We start from the raw sequence: 14673 nt of genomic DNA, 5'->3' as shown, positions 1-14673 counted from the left end.
TCGGTTCGGCGGCGAAGTCGGGGGACAGGCTGTTCACTGCGTCTTCGCCGAACATCAGCGCATCGCGGATATCCGTCACCTTGCACCCCTCGCGGATCAGCCGCCAGTACCAGGCGGCATCGGCGGTATCGCCATACAGGCAGGCACCGACCAGCACGTCGTTCTTCAGCACCAGCTTGCGATAGCTGCCAGTGATGGGGTCGTCGAGAGTGATGCTCTGCGTCCCTGGGCCGCCAGCGAAGTCGCCCGCGGAGAACAGGTCGATACCGGTGACCTTGAGCTTGGTGGAGGTCAGCGAGCCGAGGTAACGACGAAATCCCTGCATGGCCAGGTGGCTGGCACATACCCGTGCCTGTTCGAACAGTGGCGCCACCAGGCCGTAGGCGATACCGCGGTGGCTGACGCATTCGCCCACGGCGTACACCCGTGGGTCGAAGCTCTGCAGCGTGTCGTTGACCAGGATGCCGCGGGCGCAGGGCAGGCCTGCACGCTGCGCCAGTTCGATGTTGGGGCGAATGCCGGCGGCCATCACCACCAGGTCGGCGGGCAGTTGCTCGCCATCGCTGAAGCGTACGGCGCTGACCCGTCCGGCGTCGGTGCCGATCAGCTCGGCGGTCTGCTTGCCGAGGGCGAAGTGCAGGCCGCGTCGCTGCAGAGCGTTTTGCAGCAAGCCACCGGCGCGCTCGTCGAGCTGGCGTTCCAGCAGAGTGGCGCCGTTGTGCACCACGCTTACGTCCATGCCGCGCAGCTTGAGGCCGTGGGCCGCCTCCAGGCCGAGCAGGCCACCGCCGATGACTACTGCACGGCGGTGCAGGTTGGCGCTGTCGAGCATGCAGCGGGTGTCGGCGATATCGCGGTAGCCGATCACGCCTTCCAGCCCATTACCCGGTATCGGCAGGATGAACGGCCGCGAGCCGGTGGCGATCAGCAGGCGGTCATAGTCGGCGCTGCTGCCATCATCGGCGATCACCCGGCGGTGGATACGGTCGATCTCCACCACCTTGCGGCCCAGCAGCAGGTGGATGCCGTGCTCGGTGTACCAGCTCAGCTCGTTGAGCACGATGTCATCGAAGGTCTGCTCGCCTGCCAGCACCGGTGAGAGCAGGATGCGGTTGTAGTTGGGATGGGGCTCGGCGCCGAATACGGTGATGTCGTAGAGATCCGGGGCGATCTTGAGCAGCTCTTCCAGCGTGCGTACGCCGGCCATGCCGTTGCCGATCATCACCAGCTTCAATCGTTTCATCCGCTACCTCCGTGGCTCTGAATGAATCGTGAGCGCACAAAAAAGGCGTCCTGCACCGTGAGTGCAAGGACGCCTTTGTCCGATCCCGATTCGTTTCGGGGAGCCTTGCCGTCTGACGGCGTGCTCTATGTCTGCAAGGACATGAGCAGGGAGTGTGCCAATTGCTCGAGAACGGCCTGGCAGATTGGAGAGGGCGGCAGGAAATGACCCAGTGAATCAGGGTTCGCGTTGCTGTAACCCTGCACGGCCTTGCCATGGGCTGTCTTGTGGTGGGCTAGGGCGCAGCCGGCATCGTGTCGTTCGATGCACCGATGGCTGCGCCTGATCCGCCCTGTGGTGAGCGGTATGTCTGCGCCTTGTTGGTGCGTTGCGCCCCTGGGTTGTGCGTCAGGGTGTCAGCAGCAGGCGTTTGCTGCCGTAGGTTTTCTCCAGGTTCTGCTGTTGCACCGGAAAGCTCAGGTACTGGGCCCGGCGCCAGGCATCGATGCCGTCGGCATAGTGCGGGCTGGCCGGGTTGCCGGATTGCCCGGAGCTGTTCAGGCCGATCATCGGTTCTTCGCGGCCGAAGTCGACGATCATCCGCATGCTCGGTATCAGCCAGGTATCGAAGTCCTGGCCCCAGTTGTAGGCCGACACGTTCAGCGTGCTGTGGTCACCGCCGGCCGGGTAGGGGCCACGATCCAGATAACCCTTCAGCGAGCCGATGCTGGCGCGTTGGCCGACGCTCAGGTAGGGCGCCATCTGCGTGCTGCCGCTCAGCCACTCATAGGTGTGCAACTTGCCCCACTGCCAGGCGGTGCGTTCACTGCCCAGGCGTTTTTCGAGCAGCTCGATGCTGGCCGCCAGGCTACGGGCGAGAATCGCCGGCTTGTCTTCCTTCTGCGGGGTGCGCACGTCGTCCCAGAATGGGCTGTCGTCGCGGCCGAGCAGATGATCGGCCTGGGCCGAATAAGAGAGGTTGGCTGTGTCCACCAGGGCTTTCCAGGCCTGTGAGGTGTCCGGGCCGAGCTCGTCGAGGAAGATCTGCCGCGCGCTCTCGTGCAGAAAGGCGCCATACACCGCCGCGTCCGTCGAGGTCGCGGAGAGCTTGCCGTCGAAGGCCATCAGCCGGCTCAGGGCTTCACGCGCCTTGCCGCGTTGCGCCTCGGGCAGGCGGTCGATGGCCTGGCGCAGCGGTTCGGCTATGTTCTGGGCTTCGAACATGCTCTGCAGCTTGGCGACGAAGGGCGAGGTCTGGTCGTACTGCATGGCAATCATGCTTTGCGTGTCATGGCGGCCACTGGCGGCTAACTGCGCCAGGCGCTCGTAGCGCTCCGGGGCGTACCAGGAGTTGGACAACTGCATACCGTAACCACGCGGCACGCTGCGCTGGTTGGCACTGCCCAGCCAGCCCTGCTGGGGATCCTGATCGTAGGGGTGGAGCATCGGATCGGCGAAGCCATCCCACTCATAGCGGCTGTCCCAGCCTGGTGACGGCACCAGGCCCTGGCCGCCGAGACGGTTGGGGAAGCGCCCGGTGACCTGCCAGCCGATATGTTCGGCGTCGGCGAACACCAGGTTCAGCGGCATGGCGCGGATTTCCCGGGCCGCCTCGAAGGCCTGCTCCACCGACTGTGCGCGGGACAGGTCGAAGAAGGCGTCCAGGCTGGCGTCGTCCTCGAACTGGGTGGTCTGCAGCGCCAGGCCGTAGCCGCTTTGCAGCTGGAGCGGTTGCAGCGGGTGCTTGCGCTCGCCCAGTACGCTGTTGAGCAGCGGGCCGTGACGGGTTTCGTAGACCGTCTCGCGAATCGGTTTCTGGCCCTTGATGAAGAAGGTTTCCTGGCGCTCCTGGGTCGGCTGCCATTTGTCGTCGGCGAGATACAGCAGGCGATTGCCTTCGCGTTTGACCTGCTCGAGGAACAGATCCTGGTTGTCGCCCATGACCATGGTCATGCCCCAGGCCAGTTTGCCGTTGAAGCCGGCAACCACCGCGGGCATGCCGGCGACCGTTACCCCAGAGGCCTGGAATTTCGGCGCGCGAATCTGCACGAAGCTCCATACCGAGGGCAGTGCGATCGGCAGATGGGTGTCGTTGGCCAGCAGGCTCTTGCCGCTGCGGCTGCGCGAGGGAGCGATAGCCCAGTTGTTCGAGGCGGCGACGCCGAGCATGTGCCGCTCGGACACCTGCGCGGCGGCGGCATTGAGCGCCTGCAGTTCGGGAATGCGCCCGTCCAGCGCCAGGCCCTTGAGCTTTTCGGCTTCCTCGAACGGCAACGGCTCGTCCGGGTAGGTAGGTAGCAGCCAGGCCAGTTTGTCGGCACCGACTTTCTGGGTCAGGGTCAGTGCCGCGATCTCTTCCTGCAGGTTCACCGACAGGCCGAAGTTGAGCAGGCAGAAGATCAGTACCGAGTCTTCGGGCTTCCAGTAAGGCGGGCGGTAGCCGGCCTCGGCCAGATCCATCGGCAGCTTGTCGCGGTAGCGGAACAGGTAGGCGTTGACGCCACGGGCGTAGACCTCGAAGAACGTCTTCATCCGCGGCGAGGCATTCTTGTAGAGTACCTCGGCGCTTTTCTTGAGATTCACGGCACGCATGAACCTGTCCATTTCCAGCACGCCCGGGCCGGCCATTTCCGCCAGGCGTCCCTCTGCCATCAGGCGCAGGCTGACCATCTGGCTGAGGCGGTCGCTGGCGTGCACGTAGCCCAGGGTGAACAGGGCATCGTGAAATGTATGGGTTTCGATCAGCGGCATACCCAGCGGGTTGCGGCGTACCGAGGCGGTCTGCGCCAGCCCCTGGACGCGGAAGGAGCCATGATCCGGATGCACGCTGTCGCGGTAACGGCTGTCGAGCAGGGACTGGCAACCGCTCAGTGCAACCATGCCGGTCACGATGCCAGCGAGGCTCAGGGTAGCGAGAGAACGGAAAGCGCGCGGCAGCATGCGGCGGACTCCTAGCGGAAAATGGCGGTGGTGGGCGAGTGCCCGGGCGCGAATGGCGCTAAAGGTAGAGAGCGGCATGGCGCCTGGCAAGTGGCGCGGCAAATGGGACGACGCAGGGCCTATGGCCGGGTGGCCAGTCCTTCGTCGAGCAGCCAGCGAGCAGCCTCTCGGGCCTGCCGGTCGTGGGCCTGGGTCAGCTCGGTGAACCGCTCCTCGTGCTGGCGGCGTTCGGCCCGGCTCAGGGCTTTCCAGTCGGCATGGGTGGGCACGTGAGCGGTCGCTTGGTACAACTGCTGAAAAATCTGGGTCTGAGGAGTAAGGCTCAACCCACTGTCGTAGTTGTCGAGCAGTACCTTGATGCGGATCGCGCCTTCGATCAGTGGCACCTGACCGTCGAGCAGACAGCTGGCCAATACCCGTAAATCGTCGTGCAGACGCTGGCGCTGCGCATGGCGAGCCTCGGCCTGCCGACGCTGCCTGGCCCAGACCTGACGCCACAGATGGGCGGCGTACAGAGCCAGGGCGACGACAGTGAGGGTCGCGAGCAGGATCAGCAGGTGATCAGGCTCCATGGCACTTCTTGAATTTCTTCTCGCTACCGCACGGGCAAGGGTCGTTGCGACCAATGTCCTTCAGGGTGTTGCGTACCGGTTCCTGAGGTGCGTGGTTGCAATGCGGGCCGTGCACATGGCCGTGATGGTCGTGGCCATGATCATGTTCATGATCGTGGTTGCAGTCGGGGCCATGGACATGGGGTTGCTGGGTCATGCGAGGTTACTCCGGAAGATATTCACCGGGAATTATCTCGCCATTGCGTGCCATGTGCACGCGGCGACCGAAGAATAATCCGGTTTTCACTTCGCCCTGCAGGCGGTAGCTGATGGGCTGATCCGGCTGTTCCAGCAATTTGACCACCTGACGAACGTGGCGCCACAGGTTGGTACGCACGGGAACGTCGAATTCGATATGACCATTGGCGGGCACGGTGAACCAGACTTCCGACTCACCCTCGGCCAGCTTCACGTCATTGAGATGCACCACGTAGTTGAGACCACGCACGGGCAGGCTGACGTTGTTGGGATTGTCGATACGAAAGCGCAGGACGAAGCGCTGCTCCAGCAGTTTGGCCCGCACCACGTTGACATCCACGAGGCGGACATCGGGATCTTCGAAATTGTCCGAAAGCCAGGTCGAGCAACCGCTCAATGCCGAGTACAGGCCAAGAAATACCGTTAGGCTAAGAGTTCTTATCATTTGCGCCTGAGAAAACATTTCATACTCCGTTCGAGGCCTCAGTGTAACAAGAGACGGCTTTGCTGCCCTAGGGCCTAGTTGTCATTTCATCGCAAGCCCTTTGCTGCGAGGAAATGCCGACGAACTCTCGTGTGCTCGCAAAAAGCTGCGTCATACTGGCCTGCATGCATTTAGGTTTTATTGCTGTGGCCAAAACAGCGATACGAGACGACGAAAAGGAGCGTGGTGATGGCTCGATATGAAATCGCATTTTCCGGTGAGTTGGTGCCCGGCGCTCAGTTGGAAACGGTGCAGGCCAATCTGGCCAAGCTGTTCCAGGCAGATGCCCAGCGGATCGCCCAGTTGTTTTCCGGGCGTCGTGTGGTGATCAAGAGCAATCTGGACGAGGCCGCTGCCGAGAAGTACCGCAGCACCCTGGAGCGCGCCGGGGCACGTGTCGAGGTGGTCGACACGGAGCCGGAAATCATCGAAGAGATCGAACTGGCGCCACCACCTGCCGAACCCGTCAGCCAGGCTGCCAGTCAGCCCCAAGGTCGCCTGCAGGTGGCGCCGCGTGACGAGTACATGGCGGCCTTCGCCGATGTCGATGCACCGGATTTCGGTGTCGCTGCGCTGGGCGAAGATCTACAGGATACCGCGCCCCAAGCGCCCGAGCCTGCACTGGATCTGTCGCAGTTCAGCCTGGCCCCGGTGGGCAGCGACATGGGCCAGGTGAAGGCTCGGCCTGCCGCACCGGCTCCCGATACCTCGCATCTCAAGCTGGTGTAAGGTCAGCCGTCCGCTTATAAATAGCCGGCGCAGCACTTCTTGAACTTCTGGCCGCTGGCACAAGGGCAGGGATCGTTGCGCCCGGCCTGCAGGCCCACCGTAGGGTCGATGAAATACCAGCGACCCTGGTTCTGCACGAAAGCGGAGCACTCGCGGTGGCTGTGCTCGCCGGCTTCGTCATGCCAGCGGGCGATGAAGGTGACTCGCGCATGTTCGGGCTGGCCACCTAGCAATTCGGAGTGCTCGACCTCGAGGCCCAGCCAGGTGCTCTGCAGGCTCCAGGCGCGGATGCCTTCGACATCCAGCTTCGCCTGCTGCGCCGGCAGCGAGGTCGCCAGCAGATAATCGATGTTGCCGAGTACATAAGCGCTGTAACGCGAGCGCATCAGGCTCTGGGCGCAGGGGGCCGGCGTGCCGTCGTGATAACGGCCGCAGCAGTCCGGCAGGGAGTCGCCGCTGCCGCAAGGGCAGCCAGTCTGCGAGGCTTCGGTTGCCATCCTTACCACCAGTATTTGCCGAAGTTTTCCGGATTGGCCCAGAACTTGGCGTTCAGCCAGTCGGGGGCCTGTTTGTATTCCAGCAGATCGTAGGTGAACAGGCTGAGAACCTGCTCATCCCGTGCGAAGCGCTCGCTGACGTGCAGGGCGAGAGCGAAGAAGTCGGTGTCTTTCCAGCCACTGGCCTGCAGATCGACCAGCACGGCCATGCGGCTGGCATTCAAATTGCGTATGCCACCGAGCAATTGTAGGCCATCGCGTTTGGGCATGTGCTCCAGGCAATCGACCACGATGGCGAGATCGAAACGTTGCCCGGCCAGCTCTGGCGGCAGGTTGCCCGTGGCGGCATGGGCGATCAGGCTCTGTGGATGTGCCTGTCGAAAGGCATTTATCGCAGGCTGCTCGCTTTCGCCGATCAACAGCAGGCGTTTGGGTGCATAACGTTGAAGTAGAGCTGCCAACGATTGTTGTGGTGTACGGCTAGAAGTGATGTGGCTCATCGAAAACCTCGAAGGAATCACAAAAGACTACCGTGCACGGATGCAATCAACTAGAACTGTTCGCTCTGCTCGGCTGTCGTAAAGCTGTCTGGCAGATTTTAAAACGGGCGTCTTTAATCCAGAGTGTCGGTTTTTGCGCCGATTCCCATTAGGAGACTTGCATATGAGTATTACAAGGAAAGCGGTACCCCTGATCATTGCGTCCACCTTTCTGACGGGGTGTGCTGGTGTCCAGAAATCCGACTGGCCAACCTGTGCCGCGGTAGGTGGCGTCGGTGGTGCTGCGCTAGGTGCCATCGAAAGCTCGACTTGGGCCGGTGGCGGTGCGGTAATCGGCGCGGGCTTGGCTGCCGCCTACTGCTGGGTACACGGCGCCGACGGTCAGGAAGAGCTGGTGTTGGTCGAAGAAACCATCGTTGAAGAGCCGGTCGCCCCTGAGCCGGTCGCCGAAGCGGTGCGTGTCGAACTCGATGTGAAATTCGACTTCGACAAGTCCCAGGTCAAGCAGGAAAGCTACGGTGATATCCAGAGCCTGGCTGATTTCATGAAACAGTACCCGCAGACCACTACCGTGGTTGAAGGCCATACCGACTCCGTTGGTACTGATGCCTACAACCAGGCCCTGTCCGAGCGCCGAGCGAATGCCGTGCGTGAAGTCCTGGTCAACCAGTACGGTGTCGGCGATACCCGCGTGAACGCAGTCGGCTATGGTGAGAGCCGTCCGGTTGCCGACAACGCCACTGAAGAAGGCCGTGCGATCAACCGTCGCGTGGAAGCGGAAGTCGAAGCTCGGCCATAAGCCAGCCTCGAAGTTCGTGAGAATCCTGGCCGGCCCAGCGCCGGTCAGGAGCACGGTGTCACGCAATGGGCATCGTTTTCGTTCCACCCTCTGGTTTCCCAACCCGCAAACGCAGTAATGTGCCGCAAAATCATAAGTGGTCGGGGCGGGGAATGAAGACTATCGCGGGACTGGGCAAACTGCTGGCGACACTATTCTGGTGCGTCGTGCTTGCCAATCTGATCAACCCATACGCTCACCCTTTCGACCAGTTGCTGATGCTCGCTGGCGTTGCCGTGCTGGCGCTGCATCTCGTCGAACTGGCGCTGTTCAACGGTGTTCTTCGCGCGCAGCCTCGATCCGCTGTCGCACGGGCTCAGGTTCTGGCCTTTGGCATTTTCCATATCTGGACACTCCCAGACGCTGTCGCGGCGCCTCGGCAGGTGAACGTCGAGGAGGTCGCACATGCGTAAGCTGATACTGCTGGCTGCGTTGTGTTGCCCCTTGCTGGCGGTGGCCGAGGCAATCATTGAAGTCGACTCCCATCATTTCATGCGTCTGCCTGCGCAGGGTAGCGTGCTGCAACTGAATCGTCTGGCGGTTGCCGATAACGGCACCTTGCTGATTCCCGTGGGTGTGAGCGAGTTACGCATTGACGAGCTGTACCTGGGGCATAACGCGCAGATCGCCATCGCACCGTCCAACGAAAGCCTGCATCTGGACATTGGCTCCGGCGAGATCGCTTCCGGCGCGCAGATCAGTGCACCGGGCGCACCGGGTACTGCGCAGCGTGCGGCGATACCCGGGCGCACGCTGGTCATCCGCCTGCAGGCGGTGACGACCGATCAGTGGCTGCTCGATGCCCGCGGTGGTCGTGGCGCTCCTGGCTATGCCGGGCTGGACGGCGCCGACGGCAAAAGCGGTGGTTGCGCCTGGGGTCAGGCCAGCGCAGGCCATGATGGTCAGAACGGCACCGATGGTCATCCTGGTGCGCCGGGTGGCCAGGTGCGCCTGGAAGTCCCGGCGGATTTCCCCGTCGACCGTTTGCAGACCCGGCTCGAAGGCGGTGCGGGCGGCCCGGCCGGCGCCGCTGGTAGTGCGGGTTCTGGTGGCGCGAGCAAGGGCTGCTGGATCTACAGCACCAGCGGTGCTCGCGATGGCCAGCCCGGCCTGGCCGGGCAACCCGGTGTGGCCGGGCATGACGGGCGGCTGGACGTGGTGCGTTTCTAAACGATTATGGCCTAGAGACTGGGGCGGGCTGCCGCGATCGCCACTACCGCCAGCCCCAGCAACAGGTTGATTGCGACCAGCCGGCGGATATGGCCCAGCACGGCGCCTCCGGCCGGCCAGTCCTGAGCGTCCACAGCGCGGCGCAAAGCCGGTAGCTGCAAGGCCTGGATGCGTAGGAACAGCGCCAGCATCGCCAGGTACAGAGCCATCATCACGTGCACGTAGCGCGGTGCGCCATCGAACCCGCTGAAGCCCATATGCAGCATGCCGACCCCGCTGATCGGCAGCAGCAGAACGGCGACCCACACCCAGACAAAGAAGCGGCGAAACACGTCCAGCCACAGCGTCAGCCGTTCAGGGGCCTGCAGCGTGCTCGTTGCCGCAGGCCGCAACACCATCCAGGCGAAGAACATGCCGCCGACCCAGATCAGCGCGGCGAGCAGGTGCAGGGTGTAGACGAGGGAATAAGGTTGCATTCACACACTCCGGTTACAGACCTGATCATGCTGCGTTGGTTGGTGCACACCTGTGCCTCCCCGGCGGGACGAGCCGGTTCGTGAACTCCATTTCTTCGCCGTCCTCACGGCTGCGCAATGCGCTGATCAGGTTTCAGAAAGTCTGGCCAGGCGCTGCTCTTCATCCGGTTTCGGCAAGCGAGTCAGCGCGCAGGCGATTGGCGCGTTATGATAGCGGCCGTTTGCAAACACTGAAAATATATCCAGCCTTTTTAGCCTAAGTTCTTCATGCTCAGTACCGAACTCAAATCCCAGATCCAGGGCGCCTATTCCCGTTTTCTCGAGTCCAAGGGGCTCAAGCCGCGCTATGGGCAGCGCCTGATGATCGCTGAAATAGCCAAGGTGCTTGGTACCATCAAGACCGACGACGAGGAGCGCCGCCTGGGCGAACCTGCTGTGGTTGCGGTGGAGGCTGGCACCGGTACCGGCAAGACGGTGGCTTACAGCATGGCGGCCATCCCTATCGCCAAGGCGGCGGGTAAGCGCCTGGTGATCGCCACGGCCACCGTGGCCCTGCAAGAGCAGATCGTGCACAAGGATCTGCCGGATCTGATGCGCAACAGTGGCCTCAGTTTCAGCTTCGCGCTGGCCAAGGGCCGCGGGCGCTACATGTGTCTGTCCAAGCTTGACGTGCTGTTGCAGGAAGGTCAGGCGCAGAGTTCCACCGCTCAGTTGTTCGAGGAAGAAGGCTTTCGTATCGACGTGGACGAGGAGGGACAGAAGCTCTTCACCAGCATGATCGAGAAACTCGCCGGTAATAAATGGGACGGTGACCGTGACAGCTGGCCCCAGGAACTGGAAGACAGCCGCTGGGCGCAACTGACCACCGATCACAGCCAGTGCACCAGCCGGCACTGCCCGAACTTTGGACAGTGCGCCTTCTACAAGGCGCGTGAAGGCATGGGCAAGGTCGACGTGATCGTCACCAACCACGATATGGTGCTGGCGGATCTCGCCCTTGGCGGCGGCGCGGTGCTGCCCGATCCGCGCGACACACTTTATGTGTTCGACGAAGGCCACCATCTGCCGGACAAGGCCATCGGCCATTTCGCCCACTTCACCCGGCTGCGCTCCACCGCCGACTGGCTGGAGCAGATCGCCAAGAACCTTAGCAAGCTTCTGGCCCAGCATCCCCTGCCTGGCGATCTCGGTCGGCTGATCGAGCAGGTGCCGGAGCTGGCGCGTGAGCTCAAGACCCATCAGCAGTTCATGTTCAGCGCCTGTGAGCAGGTTGCCGACTTCAAACCGGGCGAGGACATGGAGGGCCGCGAGCGACCGCGCCATCGTTTTATCGGTGGCGTGGTACCCGAGCATCTGATCGAGCTGGGGCTGGAACTCAAGAAGGGCTTTTCCAAACTCACCGATCTGTTCACCGGTGTGACCGAAAAGCTCAAGGAAGCCATGGACGGTGAGACCAGTATCGGCATCGCCAGCCATCAGGCCGAAGAGTGGTACCCGCTGTTCGGCAGTCTGCTGGCGCGGGCTCAGGGCACCTGGGAACTGTGGCTGGCCTTTACCAGCGAAGACCCGGAAGACAGCCCGCCGATGGCGCGCTGGCTGACTCTTGCCGAGAGTGGCGCGTTGTTCGATATCGAGGTCAATGCCAGCCCGATTCTCGCCGCCGAGACCCTGCGGCGCAATTTGTGGAACGTGGCCTATGGTGCCCTGGTGACTTCGGCGACGCTGACCGCCCTGGGAACCTTCGACCGCTACCGTATGCGTGCCGGGCTGCCGAAGGTGGCCGTTACTGCGGTAGTGCCGAGCCCCTTCCATCATGCCGACGCCGGCGTGTTGCGGGTGCCGGATCTGAAGGCCGACCCACGCAACGCCGCTGAGCACACCGCGGCGATCATTCGCGAGTTGCCGGGGCTGGTGCAGGGTTCGCGGGGCACGCTGGTGCTGTTTTCTTCGCGCCGGCAGATGCAGGACGTGTTCGATGGCCTGGAACGTGACTGGCGCAAGCGGGTGTTCATCCAGGGCAATCTGTCCAAGCAGGAAACCCTCAACAAGCACAAGGCACGGGTCGACAGTGGCGAGGAAAGCGTGTTGTTCGGCCTTGCCAGTTTCGCCGAGGGTGTCGACCTGCCTGGCGCCTACTGCGAGCACGTGGTGATCGCCAAGATTCCCTTCGCCGTACCGGATGACCCCGTAGAGGCCGCCCTGGCAGAGTGGATCGAAGCCCGTGGCGGCAATCCGTTCATGGAGATCTCCGTGCCCGACGCCTCACTGCGCCTGGTTCAGGCGTGCGGGCGTCTGCTGCGCACCGAAGCGGATCGCGGCACCATCACCCTGCTGGATCGGCGGGTGGTTACCCAGCGTTACGGCAAGGCGATTCTCAATGCGCTGCCACCGTTTCGCCGGGAAATCTCCTGAGCGCCGTTCTGCGAGCCTTCAGACCCCGGTTCCGCTGCGTTGACAACAGGCGTCGAAGCGCTCCTTAAACGACATGCGGGCTTTGCGGTCGAGCCCCCATCTGGCGCACTATTGCGGCTTCGCGCGTGATGCGTGGCAAAGGGCGCGTGACGGGACTGTTGCGGGCCATTCATATTCGTCGAATTGCGGGGAGAAGGGGCCTTGAAGGTCAACACCTGGCTGCTGTCGGCCGACCGTTCGGGGCAATGCGACGCGCACGCATCCACCGAGGGGCTGGTTTCCAAAGCACTGTCATTGTGCATCGCTGCAGCCCGTCTTCGACACTCTCTGGCAATGGGGCGCCTGGCGCTGGTCGCGTTGCTCGGTCTGCCCGCCATGGGCAGTGCCGCGAATCGCCAGGAACTGTTCAACTTCGTGCGACCGCTGGATGCCGTGCAGATTACTGGCGATGGCGCCTACCTGCCTAGCGTCACGGCGGAAAGTGCCGCGCAGGGCGAAATCCTGCGCCGCGCCACCTTCAGTCCGGGCGAACGCCCGACCTTGCGCCTGAAGCCGCAGAGCGGTAGCTGGGACTGGTCGGCGTCGAGCGCCATGAGCCTGCGCGTGCAGAATGCCATGGACTGGGCGCTGACCGTCGATGTGACCATCGAAAGTGCCGACGGCAAGCGCCTGACTACCCAGGTCGCACTGCCAGCCGGGCCCGCGCAGACGCTGCTGGTGCCGCTGGGCGCCACTTCGCCGCGTGCCCAGGGCATGCGTGCCGGGGCCGTGATGCCCTGGCGTTACGACGGCCGCCTGCTGCTGTTGGCGGAAACCGTGAACGGTGAGATCGATCCGCTTAACGTCACTGCCGTGACGCTCTCGATTCCCAACCCTCAAGCCGCCCAATATCTGCTGCTGGGGCGCTTCGGTGTGCGTGGCAGCGCCGATCTGGAAGAAGCCTACCGTGGCATCGTCGATACCTATGGCCAGTTCACCCGCCGCGATTGGCCGGGTAAGGTCAAGAACGATGAGCAGCTACGCCACGGCGTTGCCCAGGAAGACAAGCAACTGCACGCCTGGCAGGCCGAACGGCCCAAGCAGGACAATTACGGCGGCTGGATCGGTGGCTCGTCCTTCGAGGCCAGTGGCTTTTTCCGTACCGAAAAGCGGGCAGGGCGCTGGTTCCTGATCACCCCTGAGGGCAACCCCTTCTATTCCCTGGGTGTGAACACCGTGACCGGTGCGCAGAGCCAGACCTATATCGAAGGCCGTGAGAAGATGTTCAGTGCGCTGCCAGTCGAGGGTGAACCGCTGGCTGCTTTCTACGGCAGCAGCGACAACCAGGCCGACACCGGCGCCAACCGCGGCCGCGCCTTCGCCAGTGGCCGCTGGTATGACTTCTACAGTGCCAACCTGCAGCGCACCTACGGCTCCCAGGAGCCGCAAGTATGGCGCGATCGTGCGCAAGATCGCCTGCAGGCCTGGGGTTTCAACACCCTGGGTAACTGGAGCGAAAGCGATTTCGCCGTCGACAAACGCATGCCTTACAGTATTCCGCTGTCCATTCATGGTGACTACGCCACCATCAGCACTGGCATCGACTGGTGGGGCGGTATGCCCGACCCCTTCGATCCGCGTTTCGCCATGGCCGCCGAGCGCGCCATTGCCATCGCGACCCGCGATCATCGTGACGATCCGTGGGTGATCGGCTACTACGCCGACAACGAACTGGCCTGGGCCGGCCCGGCTGAAGACCCGCTGTCGCGCTACACCCTGGCCTACGCGACCCTGCGACTGACCACTGACGTGCCGGCCAAACGCGCCTTCCTCAAGCAGTTGCGCGACAAGTACCGCAACCAGGAAGGTCTGTCCAAGGCCTGGGGCATCGAGCTGGAAGCCTGGGAACTGATGGAGGATCCGGGCTTCCAGGCACCGCCGATCAACCCGGCTTACCCGGCCATCGAAAGCGATATGAAGCGTTTCCTGCGTCTGTTCGCCGATACCTATTTCAAGACCATCGCCGATTCCCTCGACTGGCACACGCCGAACCATCTGCTGCTCGGTGGCCGTTTCTCCGCCAGCATTCCCGAGGCGGTGGAAGCCTGCGCCGAGTATTGCGACGTGCTGAGCTTCAACTTCTACACCCGTGAACCGCAGCACGGTTACGATTTCGAAGCCCTGCGCAAGCTGGACAAGCCACTGTTGGTCACAGAGTTCCATTTCGGCTCCCGTGATCGCGGCCCGTTCTGGGGGGGCGTGGCCGAGGTGTACAAGGAAGAAGAGCGCGGCCCGGCCTATGCGCACTTCCTGGCAAAGGCTCTGGAAGAGCCGCAGATCGTCGGTGTGCACTGGTTCCAGTACCTCGATCAGCCGGTAACCGGGCGCCTGCTCGATGGCGAGAACGGTCACCTGGGGCTGGTGGCGATCACCGACAGACCGTGGGACGCTTTCGTCAAAGCGGTGCGCAAGGCCAACCTGAGCGTGCCGCCTCTGCTGCTCAAGGAGGCAGCCAAGGAACCGCAGCCCGAGGCAGTGCCGGGCAAAGACGCTGCAGCCGAGCTTGAACCAGCCGCAGCGGCCAAACCTTAACCATCGAGCGCCAGCAGCGTCTGGC

The 14673-nt window shown here is 63.1% G+C and carries 13 protein-coding genes and 1 pseudogene; 6 read left to right on the top strand and 8 right to left on the bottom strand.

Going from position 1 to position 14673, the window contains the following annotated elements; genetic code table 11:
- Positions 1-34: 34 nt before the first annotated feature.
- The 5 genes and pseudogenes from DNK06_RS14955 to DNK06_RS14935 all read right to left on the bottom strand — a co-directional run.
- Positions 35-1243 (bottom strand): annotated as a pseudogene (locus tag DNK06_RS14955) (NAD(P)/FAD-dependent oxidoreductase); the annotation flags it as partial.
- Positions 1244-1630: 387 nt separating this feature from the next.
- Positions 1631-4102 carry a penicillin acylase family protein gene (locus DNK06_RS14950; RefSeq protein WP_423228064.1) on the bottom strand — a complete coding sequence of 824 codons (2472 nt, stop codon included), beginning with the start codon at positions 4100-4102 and terminating at the stop codon, positions 1631-1633.
- A 179-nt stretch (positions 4103-4281) separates the two neighbouring features.
- On the bottom strand, positions 4282-4734 hold the full coding sequence (locus tag DNK06_RS14945; RefSeq protein WP_131180782.1) for a DUF2489 domain-containing protein: 453 nt from the start codon (positions 4732-4734) through the stop codon (positions 4282-4284).
- Positions 4724-4930, bottom strand: a complete 207-nt coding sequence (locus DNK06_RS14940; protein WP_131180781.1) for an SEC-C metal-binding domain-containing protein — start codon at positions 4928-4930, stop codon at positions 4724-4726. The genes DNK06_RS14945 and DNK06_RS14940 overlap by 11 nt, the downstream gene beginning before the upstream one ends.
- A 6-nt stretch (positions 4931-4936) precedes the next feature.
- The gene (locus DNK06_RS14935) at positions 4937-5434 is read right to left on the bottom strand and encodes an LEA/WHy family protein (RefSeq protein ID WP_131180780.1); all 498 of its coding nucleotides are present in this window, start codon (positions 5432-5434) and stop codon (positions 4937-4939) included.
- 210 nt (positions 5435-5644) lie between these two features.
- Between DNK06_RS14935 and DNK06_RS14930 the strand changes: the two genes are divergently transcribed.
- Complete coding sequence (locus DNK06_RS14930; protein ID WP_131180779.1) at positions 5645-6184, top strand: hypothetical protein; 540 nt, start codon at positions 5645-5647, stop codon at positions 6182-6184.
- Positions 6185-6198: 14 nt separating this feature from the next.
- On the opposite strand, the gene DNK06_RS14925 is transcribed toward DNK06_RS14930, so the two are convergent.
- Entirely contained in the window at positions 6199-6681 is a 483-nt protein-coding gene (locus DNK06_RS14925; protein ID WP_131180778.1) for a YchJ family protein, read from the bottom strand.
- A 2-nt stretch (positions 6682-6683) separates the two neighbouring features.
- A complete protein-coding gene (locus DNK06_RS14920; RefSeq protein WP_131180777.1) occupies positions 6684-7181 on the bottom strand; it encodes a DUF6231 family protein in 498 nt (165 codons plus the stop codon).
- 163 nt (positions 7182-7344) lie between these two features.
- Here DNK06_RS14920 and DNK06_RS25540 point away from each other — a divergent pair, with 163 nt between their 5' ends.
- From DNK06_RS25540 to DNK06_RS14905, 3 genes are all read left to right on the top strand, one after another.
- Entirely contained in the window at positions 7345-7980 is a 636-nt protein-coding gene (locus DNK06_RS25540; RefSeq protein WP_131180776.1) for an OmpA family protein, read from the top strand.
- Between the two features lie 65 nt (positions 7981-8045).
- Positions 8046-8432 (top strand): DUF1145 domain-containing protein, encoded by a 387-nt coding sequence (locus DNK06_RS14910; protein WP_317621889.1) that lies wholly within the window; start codon positions 8046-8048, stop codon positions 8430-8432.
- Positions 8425-9189: a collagen-like protein gene (locus DNK06_RS14905; RefSeq protein ID WP_131180775.1), complete on the top strand. Its 765-nt coding sequence runs from the start codon at positions 8425-8427 to the stop codon at positions 9187-9189. Before DNK06_RS14910 ends, DNK06_RS14905 begins: the two co-directional genes overlap by 8 nt.
- Before the next feature lie 11 nt (positions 9190-9200).
- Here the strand turns inward: DNK06_RS14905 and DNK06_RS14900 are convergent, their stop codons facing one another.
- Positions 9201-9665: a CopD family protein gene (locus DNK06_RS14900; RefSeq protein WP_131180774.1), complete on the bottom strand. Its 465-nt coding sequence runs from the start codon at positions 9663-9665 to the stop codon at positions 9201-9203.
- Positions 9666-9932: 267 nt separating this feature from the next.
- Here DNK06_RS14900 and dinG point away from each other — a divergent pair, with 267 nt between their 5' ends.
- Together dinG and DNK06_RS14890 are read left to right on the top strand one after the other, a co-directional pair.
- Positions 9933-12077: an ATP-dependent DNA helicase DinG gene (gene dinG, locus DNK06_RS14895; RefSeq protein ID WP_131180773.1), complete on the top strand. Its 2145-nt coding sequence runs from the start codon at positions 9933-9935 to the stop codon at positions 12075-12077.
- A 333-nt stretch (positions 12078-12410) separates the two neighbouring features.
- Positions 12411-14648, top strand: coding sequence for a beta-agarase (locus DNK06_RS14890; protein WP_131180886.1), 2238 nt, complete (start codon positions 12411-12413; stop codon positions 14646-14648).
- Positions 14649-14673: the final 25 nt, after the last annotated feature.

It is taken from the genome of Phytopseudomonas daroniae (assembly GCF_004327285.1).
In the GTDB taxonomy this organism is placed as follows: domain Bacteria; phylum Pseudomonadota; class Gammaproteobacteria; order Pseudomonadales; family Pseudomonadaceae; genus Aquipseudomonas; species Aquipseudomonas daroniae.
Note: the sequence above shows the minus strand (reverse complement) of the source record. Positions and strands in the feature narration are given on the sequence as shown.